Origin of the sequence: Olsenella sp. An290, from assembly GCF_002159535.1 — a bacterium.
In the GTDB taxonomy this organism is placed as follows: Bacteria; Actinomycetota; Coriobacteriia; order Coriobacteriales; family Atopobiaceae; genus Thermophilibacter.
Map to the genome: position 1 here is coordinate 16625 of NZ_NFIU01000015.1, position 15726 is coordinate 32350.

Consider the following 15726-nt stretch of genomic DNA (forward strand, 5'->3'; position numbering starts at 1 on the left):
CCGGCTAGGCCTCGCGAATGTTGAGTTCGCCCGAGACCCCGAGAAGCCCGAGCACGCGGGCCACGTTCTTCTGGGGACGAGCCACGGAGAAGCGCACCCCCGCCTCGGAGGCGCGGTGGGCGACGCCCACGAGCACGCCGATGCCGGTCGAGTCGATGTAGGGGGTGCGGGAGAGGTCGGCGACGAGCTCGCTCGCGCCGGCCGCGAGGCGCCCGTCGAGGGCGTCACGGAGCTGGTCGGCGTTGGAGACGTCGACCTCGCCGTCCACGAGGACGACGCACGAGAGCGTGCCCGCGGCGACGTCGGCGTTGTTGGTGATGGTGAGGGAAAGGCCCATGGGGGCGCTCCTTTCCGAGAGGTGCTAGTTGCCGGAATCGGCCTGGGCGTCGGGGGTGCCCTCCGCGGTCTGGCCCGCGTCGGCGGCGTCGTCGGCCGCGGCGTCGTCCGCGGTGGCGTCATCGTCGGACGCGGCCTCGTCCGCGGTGGCGTCATCGTCGGACGCGGCCTCGTCCATCTGGGAGATGCGGCCCTCGGCGTAGCTCTTGACGCCGGCCTCGTCCTCGGGGTCGAGCTCGGCGGCCTTCTCGTAGGCGGCGCGGGCCTCGTCCGTGGAGCCCTGCTGCTCGTAGAGCAGGCCAAGGTCGGCCCAGGCGGGGGCGTACTCGGCGCCGCCGGCCGCCGTGAGCTCCTGGAGGGTGGTCACGGCAGTGGCGGTGTCGCCCTGGTAGTAGAAGCACATGGCGCGGGACGTGGCCACCTCGTTCGAGTCCTCGAGGGCGAGGTACTGGTCATAGTAGCCAATGGCCTTGGTGAGGAGGTCGTTGGAGTGCGCGGTGTCCTCGTCGGAGGCGGCGAGCATGCTCACGTTCATGGCCCAGGAGGAGCAGTAGTCGCCAAGGGACTTGAGGGACTCGGTGTCCTCGGGGTTCTCGGCCACCTTGGCCTCGAGGTCGGCGACGACGCCCTCGTAGTTCTCGTCGATCGTCTCGACGGTGAGGGGCTGGCTCTGGTTCTGGGACTGGAAGACGGAGGCCAGGGCTCCGGCAAGCGTGGAGAGCGCAAAGACGACGATAAAGAGCACGATGACCGTCTTCTGGAAGCGGGAGAGCTCGCCGGGCTTGCGCTCCCGGGTCTTCTTGGCCTTCTCGCCCTGCTCCTCGGTCGCTTCCTTCTTGACCTTATACCTGCTCGCCATCTCCGGACCTCTCGTTTCGTCTTGACGTGTGCGGGGCGCGGGCGCCCGCAAGTTCTAAGAGTATGCCACGCGGGACCCCATCGCACGGGAGGCACCCACGAGCGGCGATAATAACAGAACTTTGCCAAAGCCGCCCGGCCGGGGCGGTGCGGGCCGTCCCGGCCGGGCAGGCGACGCGCAGGCGCCTAGGCGCGCTCGGCGCGCGCAAGGCGCGCGGAGACAAGCTTCACGGCCACGACGAAGACGTCGAGCGCCTGGCCGAGCTCCTCGAGGCTCGGGTAGGTGGGCGCGATGCGGATGTTGGTGTCACGCGGGTCCTCGCCGTAGGGCCAGGGCGCACCGGCGGGCGTGAGCGTGACGCCGAGCTCCTTGGCGAGCGAGACGATGGCCTTTGCCGAGCCCTCCGGCCCCTCGAAGGAGACGAAGTAGCCGCCCTTGGGGTGCGTCCACGTGGCGCACTCGAGCTCGCCGAGACCCGAGGTGAGCTTCTCCTCCACGAGGGCGAAGCGCGGGGCCACGAGCGCGGCGTGCCTCTTCATGTGCTCGGCCACGCCGGCGGCGTCCTTCAGGAAGCGGACGTGCGCGAGCTGCGAGATCTTCTCGGGCGAGACGCGCATGGCCGCAAAGGCGCGGCGCAGCTCCGCCATGTCGGCCGGGCTCGCGGTGACCCACGCCATGCCGGAGCTGGGGAAGGTCACCTTGGCCGTGGAGGCGAACTCGTAGACGAGGTTCTTCTCGCCGCCCTGCTCGGCAAGGGCGTCAAAGATGTTCATGAGCTCGTCGCCCTCGCCCTCGAAGGTGTGGACGGCGTAGGCGTTGTCCCAGAAGATGCGGAAGTCGGGCGCGGCGGGCTTGAGCGCCGCGAAAGCGCGGACGACCTCATCGGAGTAGGTGACGCCCGTGGGGTTGGCGTACTTGGGCACGCACCAGATGCCCTTGACCGTGGCGTCCTTCTCGACGTACTCGCGGACCACATCCATGTCCGGGCCGTCCTCGCGCATGGGGACGGGCACGTTCTTGATGCCAAAGCTCTCCGTCACGGTGAAGTGGCGGTCGTAGCCGGGCGCGGGGCACAGGAACTTGACCTCGCCCTGCTGGCACCAGGGCTTCTCGCCGCCGATGCCATGGACGTAGCCGTGCTCCACGCAGTCGTACATGATGTTGAGGCTCGAGGAGCCCATGACGGAAACGTTGGCCGCGTCCACGCCGAGAAGCTCCGCCGCGAGGGCGCGCGCGGAGGGCAGGCCGTCGGGCGCGCCGTAGTTGTCGGCGTCGACGCCCTGGTCGGAGAGGTCGCTCTCGCTGGTGAGCAGGTCGAGCATGGGCTTGGAGAGCGCGGTCTGCTCGGGGCTCGGCTTGCCGCGGGCCATGTCGAGCTTGAGGTTCAGGGCGCGCAGGTCGGCAGCCTGAGCCTCAAGGTCCGCAATGGCGGCGTCGAGCTGGACGTCGGTCATGTTCTGGTAGGCGTTTGCCATGAGTCCTCCTCTAGTCGGCTCTCCCGAGTATAGATGCAAACCGCCGCGCGGCTGCTACCATGTTCCAGACGAAAAGGAACGCTTACAGGGAGGACGCGATGTTCGAGGTGCGGTCGGAGGACTACGGCGAGCTGCAGCGGCTCGTGGACGCGCTCTTTGCGCCGGGCGTCTCGGCGCGCGCCACGGTCTCCAAGATAGACATCCTCGTGCGCGCCGACGCCTTCGACCTCAACGACGACCTCACCGAGGTGGTGGAGCTCCTGCCCTCCGGCAACTTCACGCGCACGCGCCTGTGCGACCAGCTCAACTCGATTCTCACCGGCCATGGCTGGGCGGCCGCGTACGGCACGGTGGAGTAGCAGCCGCACTCGGCGCGCCACGGACGCGCGGGCGGCGCGGGCGCATCCCGGGCACGCGTGACTTTCTGTGAGTTTTCGCTGCCAGCTCATCAACAGTCACGCTTTAGCGCGAGCAAACGTGACTTTGAGCGAGCTCGCGTCGCTGACTCGCTGATAGTCACGCTTTGGAACACGAAAGCGTGACTTAGTGTGAGTTCTTCTCGCAAGCTCACACTAAGTCACGCTTCAAGGCGTGCAAACGTTACTTTTGATGAGCTCTCTCCGCCAGCTCATCAGTAGTCACGCTTCGAAGTGAATGTGTGACTTTTGACGAGTTTTCGCCGCCAGCTCATCAAATCTCACGGACGAGCGGCCGAAAGCGTGACTTTGAACGAGCCATCCCAGAAGACTCACACTAAGTCACGCTTCCAGCCTGCAAAGCGTGACTTTTCGTGAGCCGCAAGAAAAAACTCGCTCGAAGTCACCTTTCCAAGCCGGAAAGCGTGACTTCGAGCGAGCCTCACAGCACAGACGAAACGCGTCGCGCGAGAAGAACCAGCGCGCGACCTAGTCGTCGGCCTCCAGGGCCTCGGCGATCTCGTCGGTCATGTTCATGGTGTGGTAGACGTTCTGGACGTCCTCCAGCTCGTCGAGGCGGTCGACGAGGCGCTGGACCTTCTTGGCGTCGGCCACGGAGACGTCGGTCGGGGTGGTGGGGACCATGGTGAGCTCGGAGCCCTTGACCTCGATGCCCTGCTCCTCGAGGCCCTTCTGGACCTCCTGCATCTTGTCGTAGGCGGTCCAGACGATCCACTCCTCGCCGGCGTCCTCGTAGTCCTCGCCGCCGGCCTCGGCCACGGCGAGCATGAACTCGTCCTCGTCCACGGCGTTCTCGCGGTCGGCGACCTTCTTGTCCTCGGACTTGATGACCTTCTCCACGGCGATGGAGCCCTTGCGCTCGAACTGGAACGCAACGGAGCCAGAGGTGCCGAGCGAGCCGCCGGAGTGCGAGAACGCGGAGCGGACGTCGGCCGCCGTGCGGTTCTTGTTGTCGGTCAGGCAGTCAACGTAGACGGCCACGCCCGCGGGGCCGTAGCCCTCGTAGGTGATCTCGGAGTAGTTGGCGGCATCGGCACCGGAACCGAAGGCCTTGTCGATGGCGGCCTTGATCTTGGCGTTGGGCATGGAAACCATGCGGGCGCGGGCAACGGCGGCGGCGAGCGTCGCGTTGTTGTCCGGGTTGGGGTCGCCGCCGAGCTTGGCCGCAACGGTGATGTTGCGGGAGAGCTTGGAGAAGAGCGACGAGCGCTTGGCGTCGATGGCGGCCTTCTTGTGCTTGGTGGTTGCCCACTTAGAGTGTCCGGACATGCACATCTCCTTCTTGCCCCGCGGACGGCTGCCCCCGCGCGCGGAACCCTCGACAGTGATTCACGGCATGAAACGTGCCTACGATAGCGAAGGACGAGGAAAATGTAAAGGGATGGCGGCGGCGATGCGGAGAAGCTCTGGCGACAAGAACGGCCGCCCGTCACGCAACGGGGCGTGACGGGCGGCCCGCAACGCGCGCCTATCGCCTGCGTCAGCCGCGACGGCGGCATGCTCCCACGCCAAGGGCGCAGGCACCGGCAAGGGCGACCGCGAGGCTGGTCGCCGCGCCGGCGTCGCCCGTGGCGGGAAGCTCGGGCTCGTTCCGCTCGCCAGGCCTGGTGCCGGCGGGCTTGGCCGGGCCCGGGACCTCCGAGTCGTCGGGCGCAGGCGTGTCCGGGCCCGGGGCCTCCGGAACGTCAGGCTCATCGGGCTCGGGCGTGTCCGGCTCGTCCTGCTCGAACCTGGCCACGAGCTCGACGTCTGCCTCAACGACAAAGGTGTGGGAGGCCTCCGTGCTCACCTGCTCGCCGCCCACGAGCCACGCGACGAAGTGGTGGCCCTCGGCGGGCGTGGCCGTCACGGTGACGGTAGCGCCCTGCTCAAAGGCTCCCCCACCGTCGACCGCGCCCTGGCCCTCGGCGCTCACCGACACGACGAAGGTGGGAAGCGGCTCCGCGGGCGTGGACACCGTGGTCCCCTCGCTCGCCTCGGAGGCGGCGTGCGTGCCCAGCTCCTGGTAGCGGGCAATCACCGTGTACGCGGTCTCGGGGTCGAGGCCCCCGAACGTGGTCCCCTCCTGCCAGGTCTTGCCACCGTCGATGCTGTACTCGACCCTGGCGCCCGCCGGGCTCTCCGCCAGCGCCTCGACCTCGATCGTGGTGGGGGACGTCGCGCTGGCCACAGGCGCGGCGGGCGCGTCCTGCGCGGCCTTGGCAACGGTCACGGCTTCGGAGGCCACGCTGCCGGCGTGGTTGGCGTCGGAGGCGGTGACGACGACGGCTATCCGGGCGCCCACGTCCTCCCCAACAAGCACGTACGCGCGCCCGGTGGCGCCGTCGATGACCTGGCCGTCGCGCGTCCACGCATAGGTGACCTGCTCGCCGGAGACGGGCTCGTAGGTTGCCGTGAGGGTCTCGCCAAAGACCGGCGTGCCGGAGAGGGCGAGCTCGCCGGCGATGCTCGCAGCGCCGATCGTGCCCGAGAGGCCGGCCGGGGCAAAGACCGCATACCACGCGGCGTCGTCGCCGGAGAGCGTGAGCGCAAGCGTCACGCCGCGCACGCCGGCGTCGGAGGACGAGTAGGTGCCCGTCGCGGAGACGGTCACGTCGTCGCCCTCGAGCGCGCCGAGAAGCTCCACCTCAAGGCCGTCGACCTCGTCGGAGCCGTCCCACGTCTTGTCCAGACTGCTCGTCACCTCGGCCGTGAGGGGCTTCGCGGAGAGCGTGACCTCGGCGGTTGCTGTGGCGGCCTCGTACCCCGCGCTCTCAAAGGTCACGGTGAGCGTCTGCTCCCCAAGGGCAACGTCCTTCTCGGCCGTGTCGTAGCTCAGCGAGAAGGACCCGTCGGCCTGCGGCTCGTCCGCGACCGCGAGGACCGCGTCGCCAAGCCTGAGCGTGGCCGTGCCGGAGGCGACGAGCTCGTCGCCGGACCGGGGCGTGAAGGTGACCGTGAGGGTCTCGCCGTACGTGAGGGAGTCAGGGGCGCTGAGGCCGGTCAGCTCGATGGGCTCGGGAGCCGCGGGCTCGTCGGCGAGCTGCCAGGTGTCGGCCATCGCGGCGCCGTCCCATGCCGCGGCGAGGCCCTCGCCGGTGTAGCCGGTGCCGACGGGGCTGCCCTCGGCGTCAAGCCTGTACCAGAGCTTGCCCGCCTTCTCCGGGAGGAAGGAGTCTCTGCCCTCCACAAAGCGGAAGCCCTCTCCGAGCGTGACCCGCTCGACCGCCGAGTCGGTGAACATCCAGTTGGCGTTCGTCGCCCTGCCCAGGTTCCAGCTGGAGAGGTCGACCTCCTTGAGGCGCTTGCAGCCCTGGAAGAAGCTGTAGAGGCTCGTGACCCCCGACGTGTCCCAGCCAGAGACGTCAAGGTCGGCAAGCGCCGAGCAGTACAGGAACAGGTTGCTGATGTTGGTGACGCTGGGGCCGACGATGCCGGAGAGGTTGGCGGACCTGAGGCTCGTGCAGCTCTCGAACAGCCTGCTCATGCTGCTCACGTTGGGGAAGTCGACGCCGGAGAGGTCGATGCTCTGGAGCCCCTCGCACCCCTCGAACACGCCCTCCATGCGCTTGACGCGGGAGCCATCGACGTTCTCCCAGCCATCGATGGACCTAATCTGCCTGAAGTCCCTGAACCAGTAGTTCAGGCTCGTCGGGGCAAGCCTGTTCTCGGGGTCTTCCGGCTCGGCAAAGGTGACGGACCTGAGCGAGCCCTGAACCTTGACGAAGGGGCTCGTGGAGAACCATGCCGTCTCCTCGTTGATGCCAAAGACCTGGCTCACGGCCTTGCCGTTGTAGGTGTCGCCCACCTCGGGCCGGTCGCTCGCCTTGTAGATGGTGAGGGACGCGTCGGAGGCGTCGTAGGTCGCAAAGGCCTCGAGGGCGGGCTCGGCGATGGGGTCGGAGAGGACCCACGTGCCCGCCATCGTGGCGCCGTCCCATGCGGCGGCGAGCTCGTCGGGGGTGTAGCCGTCACCCGTGGGGTCGCCGGCCGTATCCGCCCGGTACCAGAGCCTGCCCGTGGCCTCGGGGAGGTTCAGCCTCCCGTTGTCGAGGAAGGCCCACTCGTCCCCCAAGGTCACCTTGACCAGGGACCCGCAGCGGTCGAACGCCTCGCCATAGGAGCTCTTCACCGCGACGTCGTCGAGGTTGAGCTCCTCGAGGGCGGTGCAGCCGTTGAAGGCGTACGCCATGTCCTCGACAACCGTGGTGCCCCAGCTCGAGAGGTCGAGCGACGTGAGGGCGGTGCACTGGTCGAACGTGTGCTGAAGGTCATCGAGCCTGGGGGCGCTCCAGCCCTCGAGGTCAAGCGAGGCAAGCTTGGCGCACTGGAAGAACGCATAGGCGAGGTTCTTGAGCTCGGGCGTGTCCCACCCGGAGAGGTCGAGCGACGTGAGCGCCGTGCACTGATAGAACATCTGCCTCATCGAGGTCACCTTGGAAGGCTCCCACGACGAGAGGTCGGCGCTCGCAAGCGCGCCGCAGCCATAGAACATGTCCCGCATGCTCGTGACGCCAGAGACGTCCCATCCGGAGAGCTTGGGAGCAGAAAGCGACCGGCAGTTTCTGAACATGGCGGTCATGTCGGTGACCCTGGAGGTGTCCCAGCTCGAGAAGTCCGGCGCGGTGAGGCCGGAGCAGAACTCGAACATGTGGCTCATGTTCGTGACGGAGGACGTGTTGAACTCCGGAGCCGAGAGGCCGTGGCTCAGGTCGGCGCCGTAGTACATGTAGCTCGTGTTGGTGACCTTGGAGGTGTCCGCGTTCTCCCAGCCGTCGACCTCCTGGAGCCTCTCGAAGCCCTCGAACCAGTGGTCCGTGCTCAGGGGGGCGATCTTGCCCGCGGTGCCCGACGCGGCTATCTCGACGTTCTCGACCGCGTCCGCCACGGCGGCAAACGGGCTTTCGCCATAGCGGGCGACCGTCTCGTCGATGACAAAGACCCGGGTGGCGTCCTTGCCGCCATAGGAGCCGCCCTCGGAAGGCACGTTGGCCGCCTCGTCCTTGTAGAGCGTGAGCGTCTTGTCCGTCTCGCAGTAGACGGCAAACGCCTCGGCGCCCTCTTGCGCGAGCGCCTGCCGCGCGGGTCCCGCCACGAGCGCAAGCGCGACCACGAGCAACGTGACCACGGGCGCAAGACGGCGCCACTTGGGCAGACGGGACAACGGGGATACTTTCATGGCCACTCCCTTCCTCGCCACGGGGGCCCAGCCCACGGGCCACGCTCGGCCGCAGCCGGCAGAGCCCGGGGCCGCAAGACCTAAAACTCACTGAAATACGTTACGTCCTGTGGGGCGCAAGGCGCGGCGCGCCTCGCCCAGCGGGCCATCCGGTCGGTTCCCGGCGGCAGGTGGACCGCGGGACGGGGCGCCTAGAGGCCGTACTTGGCCACGACGCGCCGGATCGCACGGCCCCAGGGGAGCCAGGTCGCGGCGAGAAACGCCACGGTGGCGAGCCCGTGCACCACGTCGAGCGGCACGGACGCCGCGCACGCCAGGGCAACGGCCGGCCAGGTGAGCGGTCGCACGTAGCCGAGGACGTGGTAGCCGTTCAGAATGAGGCCGTAGACCGGCCCGGACGCAAAGGCCCAGCCGTACAGCACGGGCGCGTGCGAGAGCAGGTCCTTCTCGCCAAGCGCGCCCCCGACATAGCCGACGAGCCCCCACGCGTACATCTGCCAGGGGGTCCAGGGGCCCTGCCCGAAGAAGAAGTTGGAGATGAGCGCCGCCATCGCGCCCACCACAAAGCCGCTCCGGCGCCCCAGGGCCGCGCCCGCCACGATCGCGATGGCCGAGACCGGCTTCACGTCGGGCAGGGGCGCAAAGAGCACGCGGCCCGCCGCCGCGGCGGCCGCGAGCACCGCGGTGGGCATGAGCTGGCGCAGGGCCGGTCGCGACGCCTCGAAGCTCGCAAAGACGAGCAGCAGCGCGAGAAGCGCCACGACGAGCGTGAGGCCGGCCGTGGCGTCGACGCCCACAAGACCCAGCCCCACGAGCGCCACCGGCACCGCCACGAGCGCCGGCACCTCGAGGGCCGCGAGCGCCCGCTCGCGGAAGGGGGTTGTATGCTGCCTCTCCATCATGGGTACCAGTGTGCCATAGGCGCCCGCACGTGGGAGCCCGAGCGCAGGGAGGCCACCATGCTGTACATCGGAAACTTCAGCTACAACGACGACACGGACAGCAAGGACAACTACTGTCTCATGCCCTGCGTCGTGGAGGCGGAGACCACCGACGAGGCCATGGAGAAGTTCGCGGCCCACTTCCAGCACGTCCGCAGCACCTCCGACCTGCTCGAGGGCGCCCATGAGATCTTCCTCGACTCGCTCGCCGAGCTCGAGGGGGTGCCCGAGGAGCCCGTCATCTGCCAGTGGCAGAAGATCGTCCCGGCCATGGACGGCCTCTGCAGCATCACGAGCGCGCTTCCCGCGCTCGACGAGAGCGACGACTTTGCCAACGCCTACGCGTGGGGCGACGAGGACGACGAGATTGAGCACGACCACGACGAGGACTTCGACTTCGAGGACCTCGACGAGGACGACCTCGCCGCAACGGAGCCGTTCCTGCAGTTCTAAACCGGCCGCCCCGGATACCGGCGGGCCTGCCGCCTCTGCTGGCAGCCCTTTGCCCCCGCGGCCCTGCCAGGCCCCGTCACGAGAGCCACGAGCTGGCGAAGAAGGGCCCCGCAGGCTCGGTCACGGCAAGGGAGCCGTCAAACATGAGGGAGACGCTGTCGGCCACCGCGCGGACGAACTCCCTGTCATGCGTGGCGAGAAGAACCGTCGCGCCGTCGGAGCGCGCCCGCGCCACCCGGCACGCCACCCGCTCGCGCGCCGCTCGGTCAAGCCCCTTGGTCGGCTCGTCGAGCAGCAGGAGGCGCGGCCGCACAAGCAGCAGCTTCTCCAGGGCCAGCAGCTGCTGCTGGCCCCCCGAGAGGTCATAGGGGTGCCGGTCCGCGGCGCCCGCGAGCCCGAGCCCCTCCAGGGCAGCGTCCACCTCGGTCGGCCCGTACCCCCCGGCGGGCGCCCACTCCGAGAGCTCTTCGCGCACGGTCTCGCAGGCGAGCAGCGCCTTGGGGGCCTGGGGCAGGAGCGCCTGGCCCGCCGCCGCGGCGTTTCTGACGCGGCCGCGCTGGGGCCGGCTGACGCCCGCGACGACGTCGAGAAGCGTCGACTTGCCGCAGCCGTTTGACCCGAGAAGCGCGCGGACCTCCCCCTCCCCCACCTTAAGGTCGAGCCCACGGAGCACCCAGCGCCCGTCCCGCGCGTAGCGGTGCCAGACGTTGCCCACCCACACGAGCGGCGCGCCCGCACGAGGCGCCTCGCCACTCCTTCCGCCGGGCACGGCCAGCGGGACCGGCCGGGAGAGCTCCTCGAGGGAGGCCGCGCGAACCTCCCCGTCACGAAGCTCGAACGCGCAGGTCGCAACGTCCGTCATCGCCTCCGGCGCGTGCGTGGCAACGACGACGGTGATGCCGAGCTCGCGGTTGGCCCGGAAGAGCAGCGAGAGGAAGTTCTTCTCGGCAAGGGGGTCGAGCATGCTCGTGGGCTCGTCGAGCAGGAGCACCCGCGGGCGCATGGCGAGCGCCGCCGCGAGCGAGAGCACCTGGCGCTGCCCTCCGGAGAGCTCCGCCGTGCGCGCCCGGAACCAGGGCTCGATGCCCAGGTAGTCGCAGGTCTCGGCCACGCGGCGGCGCATCTCGCCCTCGGGCACGCCGAGGTTCTCCAGGCCAAAGGCCATCTCGTGCCAGACCGTGTCGCACACCACCTGGGCGTCCGGGTTCTGGAAGACGTACCCCACCGCGCGCGCCGAGTCCCGCGGGACCATCCCGCGCGCGTCGCGCCCGAGGACGCGGACGGCCCCCACGAGCTCTCCGGCCGGCGCGATCTCGGGCTTGGCCAGGCGCAAAAGCGTCGACTTGCCCGAGCCCGTGGCCCCCACGAGCAGCGCGAAGGCGCCCTCGGGCACCTCCAGGGACACATTGCGCAGCACGGGCGCCGTGCGCGTGCCGGACGCGGCGGCATAGGAGAAGGTCACGTCGCAGAGCTCGAGCGCGCTCATCGCGCCCCCCTCCCGCAGCCGGCGGGAGCCGCGGCGCCGGGCGTCGCGACGCGGGAGGGCGCCCCGCCCCCGTCCGTCGCCGCGGCGAGCGACGGCAGCGCAAAGAGCACCGCCAGCGGCAGGTAGCGCCACCAGGGCCCAAGGCCCGTCATCCGGGGGTAGAAGCGCCAGCCGGAGCAGGCCGCCCACGCGCACGCGGCGCATAGGGCAAGAAGGGCGCCCAGGGCCGCGAGCGCCACCGCGTCGCGGGCGCGCAGGCGGTCCGGCCGATAGCTCGTCCGGGTGCAGCCCGACTCCCAGCCCCGGGCGCGCATGGCGTCGGAGCGCTCGAGCGAGTCCTCGAGAGACCAGGAGAGGAGCATCGTGGAGGTGCGGACGAGCTCGTGCCGGGCCGTCGGTCGGGCGCCGCCCGCCACCGTGCACGCCGCGAGGGCCGCGCGCACGGTGCGGGCGCGGCCGAGCATCTGGGGCACGAGCTGCGCGGCAAGGGAGGCCACGAGCGGCAGGGCCCGCGCGCGCCGCCCCGCGAGCGCGAGGAGCCGGTCCTGCGTGAGCGCCGTCGAGGCGCCCTCGAGCCACACGACCACGGCCACCATGACCGCGCCCATCGTGGCGCCGTAGGCGAGGCTCTCGGCGTAGACGCTCCGCGGCCCCAGCTTGAGGAGCAGCGTCGAGCCCGAGGCCGAGAAGAGTGGGTTTGCCAGGCACACGAGCGCGAGCATCGGGAGCTGCCAGCGCAGCCCCCGGAGCGTGGCGCGCACGCCCCTCGCCCCAAGGGAGAACGCAAGCGCCCCGGCAAGCGAGAGCGCCGCGATGACGGGGTGAACCGCCAGCATGGTGAGCGCGACCGCCCCCGCGAAGAGCGCGGCGGGGACGGTCGCGTGCCAGGTCTCAAGGGGTGTGGGGCGGGCTGCCACGGGCCTACTCGGTCGCGGTGAAGTCGGTCACGTAGGTCCAGGTGACCTCGTCGCCGTCCTCAAGGACGTACTCGGAGCAGGCCTTGTCGCTCGACTCGCCGTTGACCTCGAAGAGCCAGCCGCTCATGGGGCCAAAGTCCTGCTCGGCAACGCCGTTGATGCCGGCCACGTACGTGCCGTAGGAGCTGTCCTTGGCGTTGACGTCGGCCCCTGTCTCGACGAGCGCGTCGTAGACCGTGGCGCCCTCGGGGACGTCGACGTCAACGGTGGTGGCGTCGACCTCGGCAGCCGTGGGGTCAATGGTCACGGAGACGGCGATGGTGGGTTCGGCGGCCGTGGTCGGGGCCTCTGAGGCGGGCGCGCCGCCGCACGCGGAGACGCTCAGCGCGAGCGCGCAGGCGGCCGCTCCGCCGGCGAGCCACGAGAGGAAGGTCCTTCTCGACAGGTTCTTGTGGGACATGATGCCTCGCTCTCTCCCGGAATCCGGGCGTCGGGAGGGCAGGGCGGAATCGGCGACGCGCGCGGTCGCCATCTAAGACACAGCCGTGTGCTGATCCGGAGTCAAACCGGAATCCTTTTTCTCTACTAGGCGTAGCAGCTCTTCGAACCGTGCCCTCGGTATACGGTTGGAGCAAGTGTAGCAGGTCGCACGGCGCGAGGGGCCGGCCTTGTGTGACGACGCAACGTAACATGAGCCCCGCGCCCACGCATCCCGCACGGCGAGAAGAGCCCCAGGTCCGCCATCCTGCCGGGTACGCACGGCCCCGCCGGGTACGTACGATCCTGTCGGTTACGTACGATCCTGTCGGGTACGTACACTTCAAACGGTTACGTACACGAAAAGTCGTCCTTCTCGCCTGGGCGGTTTTTGTTTCCGCAGGTAAACGACTTGTGGCCGCGTGTACGTAACCGGCAAGAGTGTACGTAACCGGCGGAAGTGTACGTAACCGACAGGAGTGTACGTAACCGGCGCGCAGCCCGGAGCCGAGGAGCCATCGCAGGCGCAGGCGCCGTAACGGCCTCGCAGGCAGTTGTGTAATCGGATGGGAGTCGGGCCCGGGGACGCAGGACGGTCCGAGGGCGCATGGAATACTCAGGAACGGTATCCCCGACCCCGAAAGGACCGACGTGATTCTTGGCCTCCTCGCCGTCGTCATTGGATTTGCCCTGCTCATAGGCGGTGCCAACCTGCTCGTGGACGGCGCGTGCCGGCTCGCGGCGCGCTTTGGCATGCCCGAGCGCGTGGCAGGGCTCACCGTCGTTGCCATTGGCACCTCCCTGCCCGAGCTCGTGGTGAGCGTCACCTCGGCCGTGAGCGGCCATGCCGACATGGCCTTCGGCAACGTGGTGGGAAGCTGTCTTGCCAACCTGCTGCTCATCCTCGGCCTCTCGGCCGTCATAGCCCCGGTCACGCTCTCCCGCGGCACGCAGCGCTTCGAGATTCCCGTGAGCGTTGCCGCCTGCGGGCTGCTCGCCCTGTTCGCCAACACGGACGGCCAGGTCACGGCCCTCGAGGGCGCAGTTCTTCTTGTTGCCTTTGCCGCCTTTGTAGCCCGCACCGCCATCGTGGGCCTCGCCGAGGGCGCGGGCGAGAAGGACGCACAGGCCCGGCCCGCACCGCGCCCGAGCGTCGGCATGGCGGTGTGGCTGGTCGTCGTCGGCGCGGTCGTGCTCAAGGTGGGCGCCGACCTCGTCGTGGACAACGCGACCGCCATCGCCGCGGCCGCCGGCGTCTCCGAGCGCGTCATCGGCATCACCGTGGTGGCGCTCGGCACCTGCCTGCCCGAGCTCGTGACGAGCGTCGTGGCCGCCTTCCGCGGCAACTCCGACATCGCCGTCGGTAACGTCGTGGGCTCCAACATCTCGAACCTACTGCTCGTGATGGGCGGCCCGGCGCTCTTTGCGAACATCCCGTACGACGCGGCCTACAACCTCGACCTGGCGCTGCTCGCCGTCTTCTCGCTCGCACTCGTGGGATTTGCCTTCATTGGCCGGCGCCACGAGATGAGCCGCGCCGGGGGCGTCGCCTTCGTGGTGCTCTACGCCGCCTACATCGCCGCGTCCGTGCTGCGGTAGCGCGCCCCGTCGTCGGCCGGTGCCGGGGCCTGCGCCCTAAACCCCGCCTCGATGGCGCGGATGCGCTCGTAGAGCCAACGGTTGGTGGGGACGAGCAGGCCGTGCTTCTCGGCGAGGCGAATCACGGTGCCGGAGAACTCCTCGACCTCGGTGGGCTTCTCGTTCACGCGGTCCTGCGCCATGGACGGCATGCCGTCCGGGTCGAGCGAGGCAATGAGCGCCGCCATCTGCGCGAGGTCAACCTCGGTCACGTCCACGCCCTCGGCGCGCGCCACCGCGAGCGCCTCGCGCATAGCGGCCACGAAGCAGCGGTTCTGCTCGCTGCCGGGCTCGCTCGCGGAGCCGTACGTGCCGCCATAGACCATGCAGGTCTGGTTGATGCCCACGTTGAGCATGAGCTTCACCCACATGCGGCGGCGGATGTCGGCCTCCACCACGTGCGGGATGCCGGCGCGCGCGTAGAAGTCCGCGACGTCCTCCACCACGCCCGCGGCCGTGCCCGGCGCCGCGCCAAAGCGGACCTCGCCGGGATGCGCGTAGGTCATGTCGTCGCCGATGAAGACGGCGTCCATGCCCTGCGCCACGGAGAGCACGGTGCGCTCCCAGCCAAAGCGCTCGGCGATGCGCTCCTCGCTCGTGACGCCGTTCACGAGCGACGCGATGGCCGTATGCGGCCCCACCAGGCGCTCCATCGTGTCCAGGGCCACGGGCATGCCGGGCGCCTTGATCGCAAGGATGACCAGGTCGACGGGAGCGGCCTCGCTCGCGGGCACCGTGGGTACGCGAAGCGGCTCGCCGTTCACGGTCGGCGTCTCGCCGGCGTGACGCGCAAGGCGCGCGTCGTCCATCACGTACTCGACGGACCCGGGCCCGAGGTTCTTCTCGGCAATGGTGCCGTAGAGCAGGCCCACCGCTCCCCTGCCGATGATCGCCACACGCTCGATTGCCATGCGCCCCTCCTTCATCGCTGGCGGCATTGTAGCGTGCCCGAGGCCAATGTATACTCTCTGGCCCATCGCGATTGGCAGAGGAGGGCGACCATGAGGCGCGTGGCGATTGTGGGAAGCCCGGGCTCGGGCAAGTCGACGCTCGCGCGGAGGCTGCGCGAGATCACCGGCCTGCCGCTCCACTACCTCGACACGCTCTGGCACCTTCCCGACGGCGGGCACGTCACGCAGGACGAGTTTGACACCGCGCACGGCAGGCTCGTGTCGCAGGAGCGCTGGATCATCGACGGGACCTACCTCGGGACGCTCCCTTCGCGCGTCGAGCGCGCCGACCTTATCGTCCTTCTTGACCTGCCGCTCGAGACGTGCCTCGACGGCATCCGCGCGCGCATCGGCCGGCCGCGCGAGGACCTGCCCTGGCAGGAGACGGAGCTCGACCCCGAGTTCGCCCGCTATGTCGAGCGCTTCCCGGACGAGCAGCTTCCGCGCATCCGCGAGCTGCTGAGCGCCCGCCCGCCGGAATGCCGGCTCGTCGAGCTGCGCTCCCGAGAGGAGGCCGAGCGCGCGACCGCGCCCGGCGGGTGCCTCTGGCGCCTCGTCGCCCCCGGCGGCCGACCCGCCACCTAGGACGGAGAGGTCAT

Annotated in this window: 14 protein-coding genes; 4 read left to right on the forward strand and 10 right to left on the reverse strand. The window is 69.6% G+C overall.

The window, feature by feature from the left end; all coding sequences use genetic code 11:
- Positions 1-4: 4 nt before the first annotated feature.
- The 3 genes from B5F84_RS07900 to B5F84_RS07910 all read right to left on the reverse strand — a co-directional run bounded on the left by B5F84_RS07900 (position 5) and on the right by B5F84_RS07910 (position 2670).
- Positions 5-337: an STAS domain-containing protein gene (locus tag B5F84_RS07900; protein ID WP_087322530.1), complete on the reverse strand. Its 333-nt coding sequence runs from the start codon at positions 335-337 to the stop codon at positions 5-7.
- Positions 338-361: 24 nt separating this feature from the next.
- Complete coding sequence (locus tag B5F84_RS07905; protein WP_087322531.1) at positions 362-1195, reverse strand: tetratricopeptide repeat protein; 834 nt, start codon at positions 1193-1195, stop codon at positions 362-364.
- Between the two features lie 185 nt (positions 1196-1380).
- Positions 1381-2670: an aminotransferase class I/II-fold pyridoxal phosphate-dependent enzyme gene (locus B5F84_RS07910; RefSeq protein ID WP_087322533.1), complete on the reverse strand. Its 1290-nt coding sequence runs from the start codon at positions 2668-2670 to the stop codon at positions 1381-1383.
- Positions 2671-2729: 59 nt separating this feature from the next.
- Between B5F84_RS07910 and B5F84_RS07915 the strand changes: the two genes are divergently transcribed.
- Positions 2730-3029: a hypothetical protein gene (locus B5F84_RS07915; protein WP_239378318.1), complete on the forward strand. Its 300-nt coding sequence runs from the start codon at positions 2730-2732 to the stop codon at positions 3027-3029.
- Positions 3030-3575: 546 nt separating this feature from the next.
- Here B5F84_RS07915 and B5F84_RS07920 read toward each other — a convergent pair.
- The 3 genes from B5F84_RS07920 to B5F84_RS07930 form a co-directional block, all read right to left on the reverse strand.
- Complete coding sequence (locus B5F84_RS07920) at positions 3576-4376, reverse strand: YebC/PmpR family DNA-binding transcriptional regulator (RefSeq protein ID WP_087322537.1); 801 nt, start codon at positions 4374-4376, stop codon at positions 3576-3578.
- Positions 4377-4587: 211 nt separating this feature from the next.
- Positions 4588-8265, reverse strand: a complete 3678-nt coding sequence (locus B5F84_RS07925; protein ID WP_087322539.1) for a BspA family leucine-rich repeat surface protein — start codon at positions 8263-8265, stop codon at positions 4588-4590.
- A 191-nt stretch (positions 8266-8456) separates the two neighbouring features.
- Positions 8457-9167, reverse strand: coding sequence for an ECF transporter S component (locus tag B5F84_RS07930; protein WP_239378319.1), 711 nt, complete (start codon positions 9165-9167; stop codon positions 8457-8459).
- A 57-nt stretch (positions 9168-9224) separates the two neighbouring features.
- Between B5F84_RS07930 and B5F84_RS07935 the strand changes: the two genes are divergently transcribed.
- Positions 9225-9659 carry a hypothetical protein gene (locus B5F84_RS07935; protein ID WP_087322541.1) on the forward strand — a complete coding sequence of 145 codons (435 nt, stop codon included), beginning with the start codon at positions 9225-9227 and terminating at the stop codon, positions 9657-9659.
- Between the two features lie 76 nt (positions 9660-9735).
- On the opposite strand, the gene B5F84_RS07940 is transcribed toward B5F84_RS07935, so the two are convergent.
- Genes B5F84_RS07940 through B5F84_RS07950 form a run of 3 tightly spaced genes read right to left on the reverse strand, consistent with a single transcriptional unit; the run spans position 9736 to position 12522 of the window.
- Positions 9736-11145 carry an ABC transporter ATP-binding protein gene (locus B5F84_RS07940; protein ID WP_087322543.1) on the reverse strand — a complete coding sequence of 470 codons (1410 nt, stop codon included), beginning with the start codon at positions 11143-11145 and terminating at the stop codon, positions 9736-9738.
- The gene (locus B5F84_RS07945; RefSeq protein WP_087322545.1) at positions 11142-12062 is read right to left on the reverse strand and encodes an energy-coupling factor transporter transmembrane component T; all 921 of its coding nucleotides are present in this window, start codon (positions 12060-12062) and stop codon (positions 11142-11144) included. The genes B5F84_RS07940 and B5F84_RS07945 overlap by 4 nt, the downstream gene beginning before the upstream one ends.
- Before the next feature lie 4 nt (positions 12063-12066).
- Positions 12067-12522 carry a DUF4430 domain-containing protein gene (locus tag B5F84_RS07950; protein WP_158094520.1) on the reverse strand — a complete coding sequence of 152 codons (456 nt, stop codon included), beginning with the start codon at positions 12520-12522 and terminating at the stop codon, positions 12067-12069.
- A 668-nt stretch (positions 12523-13190) separates the two neighbouring features.
- Here B5F84_RS07950 and B5F84_RS07955 point away from each other — a divergent pair.
- On the forward strand, positions 13191-14138 hold the full coding sequence (locus tag B5F84_RS07955; RefSeq protein ID WP_087322549.1) for a calcium/sodium antiporter: 948 nt from the start codon (positions 13191-13193) through the stop codon (positions 14136-14138).
- Here B5F84_RS07955 and B5F84_RS07960 read toward each other — a convergent pair.
- Positions 14111-15088, reverse strand: coding sequence for a 2-dehydropantoate 2-reductase (locus B5F84_RS07960; RefSeq protein ID WP_087322551.1), 978 nt, complete (start codon positions 15086-15088; stop codon positions 14111-14113). The two genes, B5F84_RS07955 and B5F84_RS07960, sit on opposite strands and share 28 nt — an antisense overlap.
- Before the next feature lie 90 nt (positions 15089-15178).
- Between B5F84_RS07960 and B5F84_RS07965 the strand changes: the two genes are divergently transcribed.
- Complete coding sequence (locus B5F84_RS07965) at positions 15179-15712, forward strand: hypothetical protein (protein ID WP_087322552.1); 534 nt, start codon at positions 15179-15181, stop codon at positions 15710-15712.
- Positions 15713-15726 lie beyond the last annotated feature (14 nt).